We start from the raw sequence: 12,956 nt of genomic DNA on the forward strand, positions 1-12,956 counted from the left end.
TTTACGCTCCCTTCCCTAATTTTTGGATTTGCTGGAATGCTTGCTGATAGCGGTATCTAGAAAAATCATTTGTGTTTTTGGCGATATAGCCTTTTACGCGTTCAGCGCGTCGTAGTTGTGCCATCAGGCGACCTACGCGACTCAAAACCCATCCTTGATACGGTGACAAGGGCGACTCGCGGTCAAGGCTTCCATCATGAGTTTTTGGGTAGGCATTGCGAAAAGACTCTATCCGCCAAAACGCGATGTTTTCCCAAGTGCAAAGGGTAGAACGAGCCACACCCAATAAATCGGCTAAATGTGTCTTGGTTGCTGGGAAGTCAATAAATAAATCTAAATTGGTGGAATCTTTGCGCCGTCTTGGTTTCATCGGTTCGTACAGATATAAATACAAATCAATGGGTAATTAGCCAAATATCGATAGAGTAAACAGCACCCTGTAGCATCTAATCGCTAAACCCCATGCTGTGTATATCTCTGGAATACTCATAGGACGCTAATTAGTGGTTTGTTCTTGATCGATTGGGCTTATGGTGTTACTATAGCATAGTCCACATAAACAGCACATACATTCTTTTAAGCATAATGACTAGCTTTAAGCTCAGTGACATAATTAGGTTGTTGAGCAGGTTTTTTAGCGTGTCAGAAGAAAAGCAAGTTAGCTACAGAATGTTTATGTCAGAATCCTTGAGGGCGAAATTTAAATCTATCTGCGCTCTCAGGCAGGTCAGCATGAATGAGGTTTTGGTTGAATTGGTAGAAAATTGGATCAAAGAAGCTGAAAGCAAATCAGATAAAGGCAAGGGTGCAGCATGAACGAGGGCAAGCCTAAACAGCGATCGCCAAGCAAAGGAAGCTAGAGAAAGAAGCTACAACATGACTGACGAAAAGCAAGTAACTTATAAAATGTTTCTACCTGAATCTATGAGGGCTAGATTCAAGTCAATCTGCGCTCTCAAAGGTGTAAGCATGAATGAGGTTTTGCTTGAGCTAGTAGAAACTTGGGTAACAGAAAACGAAGTCCACTCATCTCAAACTGATAAAGGCAAAGGAGCGGCATGACCGAAACGCCAGTAAGCCACGAAACAGAAGAACCAGAAGTATCGCTAGAAGCATTACAAACAGTGGAGAGTTTTACTACTGCGCTAAATAATTTTAATTGGCGATCTGATTACTTGAGGTTCTGTGAAGTTTTGGGCTTTACGCCAGATAGCTATGCTGAGGAGAAATACCAGCAATTTCGAGAACTGGTAAGCTACCTGGACTGTTTTGACAAAGACGCGATCGCCAAAATGATTGAGGCGGGAAAATGACCAACTCACAACCAGATGATTTGTGTACACGGGAGAATTGACAATGGTCAGCAGTCTTAAAGAACTAATTGATGAGCCAGAATTGGGTCATACTGACGACCCAGAGGAAAGGTTTATCAGCAGTGGCGTAAGTTGGGAGAGCTATGAATCGCTACTAGCCAAACTAGAAAACAACTCTCATTACCGTGTTACTTATTTAGATGGAATATTAGAGATAGTGTCGCCATCAATCAGGCATGAAAGAATCAAAACGAATTTAGGGATGCTGTTAGAGCGTTTCTTTTACAATAAGCGCATTCGTTTTGTGCCTATGGGAAGTTCTACTTTTAAAAATAAAGCAAAAAAAGCAGGTGCGGAACCAGACGAATGTTACTGCATAGGTGAAGAGAAAAGTGTACCGGACTTAGCCATAGAAGTAGTTATGACCAGTGGCAACATAAACAAACTGGAAATCTACCGAAGATTAGGAGTTGCAGAAGTTTGGTTTTGGGAGAGAAACCAGTTCAAGTTGTACCACCTACGAGACAATTCCCAGACTGAGCTTGCCACCGTTTACCCTGATACCTATGGGTATGAGCAAATAGTAGCGAGTGAGATACTACCAGGATTAGACATTTCCTTGCTAGAGCGATGCATTTCAATTTCAGATTCAATTCAGGCTGTTGATGAATTTGAACAGGGGTTAAAAACGGACAATGAGTGAAACAGATATCGCTACGATCGTCCAAATTTACAGCAGATTAGATACCTTCGCAGAAACCACCAACAATAATTTTGCACAAATTAGCCGACGATTTGACCGCGTTGAAGCTGCACAAACTGAACAATCTCAACAGTTAGCAGAGATTTTGCGGATACTGCGCGATGCCTACGGCGGCAAGCTACGCAATGGCGGGAGTGGATTGTAAAGAAAGGCGATCGCCAAAATGACTGATGAAAATCAACAAGACATAAAGCGATCTAAGGGTAAATTTGACCCAATCGCAGAAACCAGAGATTGGTCTGTAGCCGCATCTGAGGAGTATTGCAAGCGAATTGCTAAAAACACAGGTAGGCGACTGGTAGAAATAATTGACACAGAAGACCAACCCTTACCCATAGTTTGCATTTTTGAGGATTATACAAATGACTGAGACAGCAACCCTAATACCGCTAAGTACATTCATTCCAGTCTTTACGGCTATTAGCAATCGGAATTGGCTCTGGTTCAAAGAACTTGAATTAGAGTTTGCTGATAATCATGGCGTAGAAACTTGGGCAGATGTTTTCAATTTTCGTATTATGCCAGCATTGGAACCCGAAGCTAAAAGATGGCTTTTAGTTGAAAAGTGCAAAAACGGTTTTACAGTCAGAACTCTTGGATAGTTGTCTCTTCTGTTGATTTAAGAGTTGCGATAAACCGAGCCGCAGAGAACGTTTTAGAGATTTCAGAGTTAAACGACAAATGGGAAAATAAATAAATTAATGAGCAAAAGCTTACCCTCCATTCTCAATAAAGAATGCACCACACCCCAGTGCATAGTTAGAAAGTTAAATCCAACTATTGAGAATTCCAAACAATGCTATTGGAATATGAATTTTATCAATTTTCGAGTAGGCTTTACCCCAGTGATGGTAAGGGCTTCAGCAATTAAAGAGTTGAGATACAAATACTTGAGGAATTTAAGAAATGACTAGAAAATTACTGACTATTCTCGATGAAGGTTGCACTATCCCCCAGTGCATTTATTACGAGCCGACTTATCCACCATTCTCAATAAAGAATGCACACCCCCCCTGTGCATAGTTAAAAAGTCAAATCCAACTATTGAGAACCCCAAATAATGCCATTAGATCCTGATTTTTATTGAGTTCCAAGTGGGGCTTAACCCACTACTGGCAAGGTTTTCAGCAATCAAACAGTTGAGGTGCAAATGCTTGAGGAATCCCAATAATAAATAAAAAATCACTGGCTATTGTCAACAAAGGTTGCATACCCCCCCTACGCATTTGTTTGGAGCAAACTTGTTCACTATTCTCAATAAAGAATGCACAAGCGCTTGTGCATTGTTAGAAACTTAGATTGGACTTTTGGAGACTTAAACGATATTACCGAAGTCTAACTTTTGTTGATTTGAGATTACGCTTAAACCCACTGATACACAGGGGTTTAGCAATTAAAGAGTTTAACTGTAAATACTTTAGGAGTTTAACTGTAAATACTTTAGGAGTTTAATTGTAAATACTTTAGGAGTTTAATTGTAAATACTTTAGGAGTTTAATTGTAAATACTTTAGGATCGAAATAATGAATAGAAAATTACTGACTATTATCAACAGAAGTTGTACGCCACCCCCGTACATTATTAAAAAATTAGATGGCACTTGCACGATCTCCGAAGTCTATTGTTAGATACTTGTTTAGATTCAACAAACAGTAGGCTGTAACTCGCTCACAGAAAGGCTTTCACGAAGACAGGAGTTGAATGACAAATGCTTAAAATAATTACAAAAGAACTAGAAATTACACCAGTATTTTTAATAAAAAATCACAAGTGATCGTGATTACATCACTAAAATAAAAATATATGTTTATATTTTGTACACCCATAACGACAAAAAAGTTCACGCTAGGGACTAAGACTAAATCGGTGACAAAATCAATCAGAAACCTGTTAAGCGGTCTGTTGGATCTTATAACTATTTACAAAACTTACCCTGAGAAAAGAATTGTAAACAGGACTAATCATGTAGGTGAAATTATAAAAGCCATACAGAAGTTGGGCAAAACAAAATATTCGCCAGTGGTGTAGAAAGACAAATTAGATATTATACTTATAAGTGACTGTGTGCCATCAACCAGTATTGATAGGAGGCGTGTTAGTAAAGATTCTTCGGTTTAACTGATTTTAACTGAAGTGCCGATAGTTCAATTGTTTCAAGACTTCGAGCAACTGGTGATTCCAAGAATTTCAAGATGCGATTTGCTGCCAGGCGATTCATCTAAAAATTCAACAAAGGGATACCAGCGCTCTGCATTGGGGGAATCAAATACCACCAAACCACACCTCTTACTATAAACTAATTTTGCTTCTTTGCGGTAAAGATTAGAGAATTTTTAGAGTCAGCGCGTGTGTTTGCTTCCCCCCTCACTTCATCAATTTAGGGAATCAAACCCAAGCGCCAAAACAATGCAAGCTAACGCTAGTAATCATTTCAACGCCCTGCAAAAACTGGATAAATTAAGGCGATCGCCAACCAAGGATTTTCCCATAATGGGAATTTTTGACGGAAATAAGGGGGTAGTAGCATGAGTAAGTTTACTATCTCCTCTAAAAGCCACGAATGCCCCATCTGTGGTGATGTCACTGGTAAAGACCGCCACGGTGATGATATTACTTTATGTATGCTCTTTGCCGATGCCAAGGTTGGCGAAATCGTAAATGGGCATAAGATGCTCAAGCTCTCTAAAGATGGGATGTGGGGAGTTTTCAAGCTTGACAATTCCCAAGAGTGGAGTGATGAGCAACGAGAACAGTGGCGGTTGGACAGAGAGAGGAGAAAGCAACACCAGAAATTAGAGAGCGACCTACGCCAACAACAATCACTGTCAGCTATTGAACGGGATAAAGAATACCGTAAATTGCTTGATGAACTAACGCTTCACCCAGAAGATGAAAAAGAATTACTGCGTCGGGGGTTCACTCACCGCGAAATTGAAGGATCTGGCTCGAAGTCGGTAGATCGATATCAGGAGCTAAAGCAGAAGTATAGCAATCTCCTTCCGGGCATCTCACCTAACGGCAACGTAATTTTAACAAATGCCGGTTGGTTGTGTCCGGTCAGAAACAAGCACGGATTAATTGTAGCTATCCAAGTGAGGCTGCGAGTCGTCCCTACAGGTGAGGGGCGATATCGCTGGCTATCCTCCAAAAATAAAAACAATCCCAACGGACAATCACCTCATGTTTACCCACCCGGATCTAACGGTGGTGAACTGCCATTGGCATCGTTTTACCCCGAAGGAGAACCAAAAGGGATTGCGATCGCCGAGGGAGTTGGGGCAAAACCTTTCTTTGTTGCCCAGCGATTGGGAATGCTCACAGTGGGAGCAGCAGGTGGGCAATGGGCATCTAGTCCTGTAACGTTCAAAGAATCGCTCGACCATTTTTCTCAAAAGATGAATGGATTGAAAGAACTTATCCTGTATGTTGATAGCGGAGATGTTCTCAACAAATTAGTGATAGATCGATGGCAGAAAACAGTTAAGTTAGTGCAAGAGTGGGGATGGACTGTTCGGATTGCTTGGTGGAGTCAAATCTCCAAAAAGCATGATGATATTGACGAACTACCAGCCGAAAAAATTAAAGACATTAGCTACCTCACACCTGATTATTTCTGGGAATTGGCCAAGGATGAAAGGCGAAAGCTCTCTTTGACAAAAGTATTACTTGAGGATGAAGACCTACCTTATGGCCATGCTCAAAATTGGCAGATGTGGTTAAACTCTCGAAGATATACTCCTGATATCATAGTCAATCAAGATGAATTTACATTTCCAGAACTCCCGGAATCTAATGTCATTGTTGCCGTCAAATCAGGGCTGGGGACTCATAAAACAGGAGCAATGATTCTCACAATTCAACAAACTAAAATGGGAGTGAGACTCATTGGCTATCGAAATAATTTGTTGTTTCAAACCATGAGTAGAATGCAAGGTAGATCCCTGCTTCATCATTTAAGTGAAGAAGACGCAGAAAACCTAATAGAAAGTAAAGGCGCACACCTAGCATTTTGCCTTGACTCCATAGGAAGAGTGGATGGTTACTTTACAGGAAGAGATATCTATCTAGATGAAACTTGCTCTGTTATTTTACACGCTGTAAATGGAGGAACGCTGGGGGATAGCCAAGCCAAAATAATCAAAATATTCACACGAGCGCTCGAAGTATGTAATCGAATATTTTTGATGGATGGCAATCTCTCTGATATCTATGTTGATTTCATTGCAAAAATAGCAAAGAACAAACGAGTAATCAAAATCGAAAACCAAAAGAGAATTCCGCCACACAATATCAAAATTATTGAAGGTATTGACCCAGAAGGTGAAATTAAAAAGCGCGACAAATCAGCTTTAGTTGAGTACCTTTGCTCCCAAGATGTTAAGGCTTGGATAGCTTGTGACTCCAAGAGTTTTTCAAAAGTTTTAGATAGGCTACTCAAAGACTTGGGCCTGTTTGGGTTTTGCTTAAACTCTGAAACTGCTGGTGAAGAGTGGGCGAAGCAGTTTATGCAATTCCCTGATTTATTCATTGAAGCTCGTCAACCGGATTATATGATTGTATCGCCAACGGCTGAGAGTGGAGTAAGCGTAACAACAAAATATTTCACAGACAAGATGACATTCTTTGTAGGTGTTCAAGCTACTAATGCCCAACATCAGCAGATGTTTAGACTGAGGGATAACTCAATTCCTCATTATGTAGTTTGTCCCCAATATTCAGCAATTGAAGATAGGTCAACGCCGAAAACCTATTCAGCAAAAAGATATCAAGAAATTTCAGAGGATCGAATAAATCAATCTGCCATCATGGCTGCATACGATTCAGGCAATCCTGAACGAGTTACGAAGGTGATTGCTCAAGCTATTGCAAGACAGCAGGATGAATGGTGGCATCTGGCGGGGCAACTAGGAGTACTGGATCATTTCGAGATGCAGAATCTAAGATTATGTCTAATTCACGCACTAGAAGATGCTGGGCATAAGGTTGAAATACTTAATTGGAGTACTAGCAAGCAGTCCACAGAATTGATTAAGGAAACCAGAGAAATAGTTGAGCAAGAACACGCACAAGAAATTTTCAGAGCAGAACCTTACCCTACTATTGAGGAGGCTAATCAAATAGCAAAAATCACTTCACTCAAGCATATACAGAGAAGAGTTGAAAAAACACGGCTCTTAGATAGGTTGCCAGAGATTGAAAATAGTGATGCTTATAGCGCGGATTTTATCCATGAAACTTATGTCAAAGATAGGTACTTCATCTCTCAACAACAACGATTTTACTTTCTGAATAATTTTGAAGTTTCTCAAAAACGCCATGAAGTAGATTGGTTTTATAAAGCCACGGCTTCAGATTTCTTTAGCGGTCGGTTGAAAAAAATCACACATTTAGATATTTGGGCACTACGAGAATTAAATGTACTGCAATTTATACGCGGTTCATGGCATAAAGATATGCCAGAAGTGATTAGCTTTATTGAAAAGGCACGACAACCGGAAATAGTGAAAGCCTTGAATATGAAGCCAAAACCAGATTCAGCAACGGGGCAGGAAAGAATAGAGTATGTTTCTAGGTTGCTAGGACTTATTGGCTTAAAATTTGCAAAACCTGAGCAACGAATGCTTGATGGGGTAAGGCAAAGGGTTTACACTATTAGCTCTAAAGTCATAAGTAATCCCTCTCGTCTGGCAGTATTGGAAGCTATCGATAAGAAGATGACTTTATGGATGTCACAGAAAGGCCAAGTAGATTGGTCGGAGCAACCATTCGATCAGCGTATCCAAGAGTCAATGGCTGGCTGGATGCCAGAGCAAGCAGTAGAGCAACCCATCCAATCTCCATCTAATGCAGTTACGTCTCTTCTGCACTCTACACCACCAACTGATATAAACCATGTTGACAGTGTGGAGTCCCAACCCTCAGACTTGGAGTTTGTTGACACTAATCCAAACATTGAAAACTTAGCACTATCGCGTGATAGCACTAATTTTTCCCCGATCCTGAGCGACTATGGTTGGAATCCGAACGAATCGGCTCTCTATATTTCCGAGCCAGTAACAGTCCTCAAAGCGAATCTTGATGGCACGATTTTAGTTTCTTGTCGAAACGGTTTGGAGAAAAGCGTGGAGAGACTTTTTCTTTTTAAGGTAAAGCCAAGCGATCGCCGAGAAGAAGTTTTTATGGCATGGGTAGAACGCGATACCCTAGCCAGGGAGAAAGCAGCCCCCGATAAGTTGGAAGCACAAAAGGCAATTGTTCCAGAAGCGTTAAAAGTTGAGGAAGTCACATCTGTGGAAACTGGGCAGGACTTAACAGTTGAGCAAGTGATGCCTGCGGTGGACTATACCGGAGCAGTTGTGGAACAGTCAGCATTGTCTAGTTTCCAACAAATCAAGTTAGATGAAATTAAAGCTTGCGAGTCACAAGCCAACGAACAAACAAATGACCGCTTGCCCTCATGGGTTGGGTTAAAGCTGAAATTGCAGCAGGGATTACAGGGTGCTGGCAGGTTTTATCAAGAAGCAGTTTTAAAAATTGGAGAGTCTATTGGGATAGCTGATAGTGAGCCATTCTGGAACGCATACTTAAATCGCTGGCAGATTGCTGTTAACTTTGCCTGTGGGTGTAAATCCGTTGCCTTTGACTGGGTAGTGATCGCGTAATATCTGAAGGTCAAAACACATTTTTAATGTATATGGGATAGTGTCTCTTTGAGCGCCAAAAAATAACCTTTCCAATAACGACCATCATACGGCAACAGTTATTGGCATTAGGCCATAAGTCCCGTCAACGAGATTTATATTGGAAACTAACATTAAAGCTATTGAGGATGAATTTAGATAATTATGAAACAATTAACACCAGCATTTCAATCGATTCTTAGAGAATTTCATCGAGGGATAGAGCCTGAAATAATGACTGAAAGGCTGAAGTTTTGTACTTCTGACGAATGCCTTGAATTGTTACGTATGGAATGGAATGTTGGTTATGAGGATTATTGGAATCAGGTTACAGATTCTTCAGTAGCGATGCATAAAGCAGATGTTCAGAAGTTTAAAAATTGTGTCACAAAAGAAGAGAGAGAATTATTAGTTAGTGGGTGGAATGAAAACCACGTATGGTCTATATCTGTGGAAGTAGATGCTGACAGGTTGGAAGATTGCACTAATCGAGAAGAAAGGAGTGCTTTAATTAAAGAATGGGACGCTAATTATTGCGAGGCTGTATTTCTTAAAATAAATGATAGATATTCGGACGATTACTAAGCAAGCAAAGTTTGCACTATTAATTTTTTGGAAGTTAGCTAATAAGTAAAGTTAAAACACTAAACCTTGCCCAAGGTACTGTTACATAAAAGTTCTGGAGGTTTGGAGGTTTGACAAACCCGTTCTATTGCCCCAGAAACCATAACTGGCAAAAGCTTGAGTGAGGTTTGTTTATTTTGGAGGAGGTTTAAAATTATTGACTGTAATGGCAACGAGAACGCCGCAGTTCTTGCTTTTCATCAATAGCTTCAGGTTTACCAAGTTACTTTGAGCGAGGTACATAGTTCTTCTAGCTCATCAATGGTTGCGTCAATGTGTAATTTTTCATATTCAGAAAAATTACCGCTTACTCTGACTACTCCTTTGTCGTCATGAAATTTAATTTTACTACCGATAAGAAAAGATTGTAGATGGCGAATTATCCTTTCAATTTCTGAGCGTTTATCTTCAGTAAACGTTGCCGTCATAAACATTCCACCTTGAAAACTAGATATGGTATTTTTTTCGATTGCTAACTGGGAAATATTAAGTCCTATTGCTAATTGAGAACTGCCAATAGAATTTATTTTTGGCACAATATAACTGTCTTCAATCGTTAAATTCAACGCTGTTAGCAGTTCATTAAAATAAGATGTTGAGACAGGAATCCCGGCAATAAAGCGTTTAATAGTAGATTCAGATATATAAGTATTGCAACGCATTGACCAACCAATATAAGTTAAACCACTACTCTGAAGAGCTAGCCGAACATTTTCTTGTCCTTGTATGGATAACGCGCGCGATTGACGATTACGTTTCTGTTTCAACATAAAATCGACTACCATGTTTTATTCAAAATCCGATTAAATATCAAAGTCAAGCTGCCACACTTGTACTTGTATAATATCATTTTGAAGATATTGTTTATAGTTCATTTTTCTGTTAATTTAAAGTGAGCTTTTTAATTAAGCCTAATTAAGCTTTGCTTTATAAGTGAGCTAAAATGAACCCTTAAGTGACCTCAGACTGACCTGCCACACCAAGATTTGGAGTGAATAATAGTACGTATAGAGTTTATAGGGGCAAAATATGCAACTATAAATCTTATGTACCGATTAATGAATTATAGAGTATCAATTGTGTTTTTTACTTGTAATACTAAATCGAAAACGCCTATGCAACAATATGTTTAATAGCTATCATTTCGTTATTTGAACTCCGATACTTATTGTCAAGCTGCCAAACTTAAGTATGTTTCGAGGTTTATTTTGGAATGAATTAGCTAAACAAAACCACTCTGCTTTTATTAATCCTAAAATTATTTTCGTTGAGATTAATTTCAAGATTAGTTAGAAGTTTAACTTAATATGTGAACTTCTAAACGAATTTACTTTAAGGTCTGTTAATTTGGTTGTTTTTTTTAAACTGACCTAATTAACAGACCTTTTTACGTATAAAAAATATTTTAAGATATTAAACATCAAGTTAAGTTTGGCAGCTGCTTGATAGGTCGCATTCATTCGATGAAAGACATAATTCGGAGTTCAAAACTTATGACTTCTTTAAAAGCGGTCTTTAAGAAAATTGCGCTTGGATTGATCTTTACTATTTCCATTACTGTAACGATCACATTTACCCCAGGTAGTAGCAACAGTACTAACCAGAACCAACAGACCAATACAGCACTTTTGATAAAACCGGCCCTAGTCATCAAAGTGATTGATGGTGATAAAATTCTCATCATTGATGATGGCAAAGCTGACAAAATCCGGCTTTGTAGTATAGATGCGCCACAACTAAATCAACCATTAGGTCTACAATCACAAGCTAACTTACAACGTTTAGTAGACGAGGGAAACGGTGAAGTACTTGTAGCTCCTGTAAAAAGAGATACATTTGGCTTTATGGTAGCTGAAGTTTCTATCAAGGTAAATCAAATTCGTAATTCACAAGTGAAAGATTTGAGTGATGTACAAGTAGCTAATGGTTTAGCTACCTTTGATACCCAGTTTTCTCAAGGTTGTCAGAATATGAAAAGTATTGCCCAGACTCAGATAAAGTCTAGACAACAACAGATTGGGGTTTGGAAGAACATTCTATTCAAATAATTGGTAGTACAGCGTTATTACCCCTAACTCTTAGTCATAATCTGTTAGCTGCCGCAAGGTGGCTAAGGATAGCGAAAAGGGTGAGTGAAAGATTGAGCATCACCTACCTTATCTATAAGAATAGGGCAGTGATGCCAACTTTTATACAGTCAGAGAATAATTAAAATTTCTTACTGGGGATGGGGAGACGCGGCGAAGCCGTCGTCGTGAAGCCAGCGTAGCTGGCAGTTCTGGGGCGTTGGGCATGTGAAGAATTGCTAGCGATCGCGGACACCGCTTCGCAGTTAAAGCAGTTATGTCTTAAAATTTTCAACAGGCATAACTATTGTAACTGCCATGAACGATCGGATCGACCAAATCATAGAGAAGCTTCAGCAGCTAAAAGAAATTAGACAGAAGTTAGTCAATGAACCAATGTCTGAACCTGGGGTATGGATTCATCAATATGAGGTGCGTAAGCAGTATAAAAAAGATGGTGAAATTTATTGGTATGTGTATGCAAAATGGCAAGCTAACGAGCCAATTTTCAAGAGGAACCCAAAAGCGAGGCTAAAAGGGATTGTAAAACGCGGCAAGAACCCAGAGTATACCTGCCACCAACACATAGGCAGAGTAGGCAGTAGCACAGGACTGGGAACAGATCCAGAGGTCACAGAAGCATATCGAGAGTGCGAAAATCGCAAGCAATTGGATGCCATCGACAAAGCCTTGGAACAGGTAGAAGCAGCGCTCATCGAAGTTATGCCAGAATAAGCCAGCAAAGCATAACTATTGCGATTGTGAACCACCAACCATCACTCTCAGCGATCGCCTGCTAGACACATCTGATAGCAGCCTTTCTCTGTGCGATAACTCAGAACAAGCCATCCATGAAAATTCTGTCTTTGAGAGGCATACGTTTGTCCTGCACACCACCTCCCTAACTTATTAAAACCAAGGTAGTGGTGTGTAGCCCAAAACCTAGATTCCCTGCACACCACACCCCCAATTTATATAAACCAGGGTAGTGGTGTGCAGCCCCAGAACTCAGATTTACTGCACACCACATCCTCAACTTATTAAAACCAAAGTGCTGGTGTGCAGCCTGAAAAACTAAACCAAAACCTGTTGAGCCATCAAAATCGCTCACAACAGAATCCTTAAGTCAATTGGCGTGATCGCCAGTGGCAAAGTGCGGTTGCTGGAGTTATGCTGCAAAATCCTGATAAGGCATAACCAAAAGTGACGAAAACCTACCCTTTTCAGCAATTCTCATTTTGAAAACAAAAGAAGATAAAGTCCTCTTGTTTACATAGAGAACTTCTGTCTAATTATGATTTATTTGAAAGATAATCATAATAATTAACTGAAGAGAAACAATTTTAAAAATCTGCCCATGAAAAAATAGATTTCAACTTATAAATATAGCTGAAATTCCGACCTACTTTGTAAATTCTCTTAATTAATAATCTTTACCTCCTCTCAAAAATTTGACATTTTTAACTAGAATTTACTTTTGTGAGAGGGACATATTCGGTAAGAATAAATA

General features: G+C 39.6%; 14 protein-coding genes. 11 read left to right on the top strand and 3 right to left on the bottom strand.

The window, feature by feature from the left end:
• Position 1 precedes the first annotated feature (1 nt).
• Positions 2 to 370 carry a hypothetical protein gene (locus F8S12_RS17665; RefSeq protein ID WP_196517436.1) on the bottom strand — a complete coding sequence of 123 codons (369 nt, stop codon included), beginning with the start codon at positions 368 to 370 and terminating at the stop codon, positions 2 to 4.
• A gap of 269 nt (positions 371 to 639) precedes the next feature.
• Here F8S12_RS17665 and F8S12_RS41675 point away from each other — a divergent pair, with 269 nt between their 5' ends.
• The 9 genes from F8S12_RS41675 (at position 640) to F8S12_RS17710 (ending at position 9,341) form a co-directional block, all read left to right on the top strand.
• Positions 640 to 816 (top strand): plasmid partition protein ParG, encoded by a 177-nt coding sequence (locus tag F8S12_RS41675; protein WP_196517437.1) that lies wholly within the window; start codon positions 640 to 642, stop codon positions 814 to 816.
• Positions 817 to 876: 60 nt separating this feature from the next.
• Positions 877 to 1,062, top strand: coding sequence for a plasmid partition protein ParG (locus tag F8S12_RS17675; RefSeq protein ID WP_196517438.1), 186 nt, complete (start codon positions 877 to 879; stop codon positions 1,060 to 1,062).
• Complete coding sequence (locus F8S12_RS17680; RefSeq protein ID WP_196517439.1) at positions 1,059 to 1,313, top strand: hypothetical protein; 255 nt, start codon at positions 1,059 to 1,061, stop codon at positions 1,311 to 1,313. The genes F8S12_RS17675 and F8S12_RS17680 overlap by 4 nt, the downstream gene beginning before the upstream one ends.
• 43 nt (positions 1,314 to 1,356) lie before the next feature.
• The gene (locus F8S12_RS17685; RefSeq protein WP_196517440.1) at positions 1,357 to 2,016 is read left to right on the top strand and encodes a Uma2 family endonuclease; all 660 of its coding nucleotides are present in this window, start codon (positions 1,357 to 1,359) and stop codon (positions 2,014 to 2,016) included.
• Positions 2,009 to 2,221, top strand: a complete 213-nt coding sequence (locus tag F8S12_RS17690; RefSeq protein ID WP_196517441.1) for a hypothetical protein — start codon at positions 2,009 to 2,011, stop codon at positions 2,219 to 2,221. Before F8S12_RS17685 ends, F8S12_RS17690 begins: the two co-directional genes overlap by 8 nt.
• 18 nt (positions 2,222 to 2,239) lie before the next feature.
• Positions 2,240 to 2,446: a hypothetical protein gene (locus tag F8S12_RS17695; RefSeq protein WP_196517442.1), complete on the top strand. Its 207-nt coding sequence runs from the start codon at positions 2,240 to 2,242 to the stop codon at positions 2,444 to 2,446.
• On the top strand, positions 2,439 to 2,678 hold the full coding sequence (locus tag F8S12_RS17700; protein WP_196517443.1) for a hypothetical protein: 240 nt from the start codon (positions 2,439 to 2,441) through the stop codon (positions 2,676 to 2,678). The genes F8S12_RS17695 and F8S12_RS17700 overlap by 8 nt, the downstream gene beginning before the upstream one ends.
• A 1,923-nt stretch (positions 2,679 to 4,601) precedes the next feature.
• Positions 4,602 to 8,738, top strand: a complete 4,137-nt coding sequence (locus F8S12_RS17705) for a plasmid replication protein, CyRepA1 family (RefSeq protein WP_196517444.1) — start codon at positions 4,602 to 4,604, stop codon at positions 8,736 to 8,738.
• A gap of 183 nt (positions 8,739 to 8,921) precedes the next feature.
• A complete protein-coding gene (locus tag F8S12_RS17710) occupies positions 8,922 to 9,341 on the top strand; it encodes a hypothetical protein (protein WP_196517445.1) in 420 nt (139 codons plus the stop codon).
• Between the two features lie 254 nt (positions 9,342 to 9,595).
• Here the strand turns inward: F8S12_RS17710 and F8S12_RS17715 are convergent, their stop codons facing one another.
• Complete coding sequence (locus F8S12_RS17715) at positions 9,596 to 10,165, bottom strand: hypothetical protein (protein WP_196517446.1); 570 nt, start codon at positions 10,163 to 10,165, stop codon at positions 9,596 to 9,598.
• Positions 10,166 to 10,873: 708 nt separating this feature from the next.
• Between F8S12_RS17715 and F8S12_RS17720 the strand changes: the two genes are divergently transcribed.
• Both F8S12_RS17720 and F8S12_RS17725 read left to right on the top strand, forming a co-directional pair.
• Positions 10,874 to 11,428, top strand: coding sequence for a thermonuclease family protein (locus F8S12_RS17720; RefSeq protein WP_196517447.1), 555 nt, complete (start codon positions 10,874 to 10,876; stop codon positions 11,426 to 11,428).
• Between the two features lie 336 nt (positions 11,429 to 11,764).
• Entirely contained in the window at positions 11,765 to 12,181 is a 417-nt protein-coding gene (locus F8S12_RS17725) for a hypothetical protein (RefSeq protein ID WP_196517448.1), read from the top strand.
• Between the two features lie 166 nt (positions 12,182 to 12,347).
• Here the strand turns inward: F8S12_RS17725 and F8S12_RS17730 are convergent, their stop codons facing one another.
• Complete coding sequence (locus tag F8S12_RS17730) at positions 12,348 to 12,557, bottom strand: hypothetical protein (RefSeq protein WP_196517449.1); 210 nt, start codon at positions 12,555 to 12,557, stop codon at positions 12,348 to 12,350.
• Positions 12,558 to 12,956: the final 399 nt, after the last annotated feature.

Origin of the sequence: Nostoc sp. WHI (assembly GCF_015714725.1) — a bacterium.
In the GTDB taxonomy this organism is placed as follows: Bacteria; Cyanobacteriota; Cyanobacteriia; order Cyanobacteriales; family Nostocaceae; genus Nostoc.

Bases quoted from the DNA above. Each gene is read 5' to 3' on its own strand.
- F8S12_RS17710 (WP_196517445.1), top strand. From the start codon at position 8,922: ATGAAACAATTAACACCAGCATTTCAATCGATTCTTAGAGAATTTCAT.
- F8S12_RS17700 (WP_196517443.1), top strand. From the start codon at position 2,439: ATGACTGAGACAGCAACCCTAATACCGCTAAGTACATTCATTCCAGTC.
- F8S12_RS17675 (WP_196517438.1), top strand. From the start codon at position 877: ATGACTGACGAAAAGCAAGTAACTTATAAAATGTTTCTACCTGAATCT.
- F8S12_RS17715 (WP_196517446.1), bottom strand. From the start codon at position 10,165: ATGGTAGTCGATTTTATGTTGAAACAGAAACGTAATCGTCAATCGCGC.
- F8S12_RS17725 (WP_196517448.1), top strand. From the start codon at position 11,765: ATGAACGATCGGATCGACCAAATCATAGAGAAGCTTCAGCAGCTAAAA.
- F8S12_RS17665 (WP_196517436.1), bottom strand. From the start codon at position 370: ATGAAACCAAGACGGCGCAAAGATTCCACCAATTTAGATTTATTTATT.
- F8S12_RS17720 (WP_196517447.1), top strand. From the start codon at position 10,874: ATGACTTCTTTAAAAGCGGTCTTTAAGAAAATTGCGCTTGGATTGATC.
- F8S12_RS17695 (WP_196517442.1), top strand. From the start codon at position 2,240: ATGACTGATGAAAATCAACAAGACATAAAGCGATCTAAGGGTAAATTT.
- F8S12_RS17685 (WP_196517440.1), top strand. From the start codon at position 1,357: ATGGTCAGCAGTCTTAAAGAACTAATTGATGAGCCAGAATTGGGTCAT.
- F8S12_RS17705 (WP_196517444.1), top strand. From the start codon at position 4,602: ATGAGTAAGTTTACTATCTCCTCTAAAAGCCACGAATGCCCCATCTGT.
- F8S12_RS17680 (WP_196517439.1), top strand. From the start codon at position 1,059: ATGACCGAAACGCCAGTAAGCCACGAAACAGAAGAACCAGAAGTATCG.
- F8S12_RS17690 (WP_196517441.1), top strand. From the start codon at position 2,009: ATGAGTGAAACAGATATCGCTACGATCGTCCAAATTTACAGCAGATTA.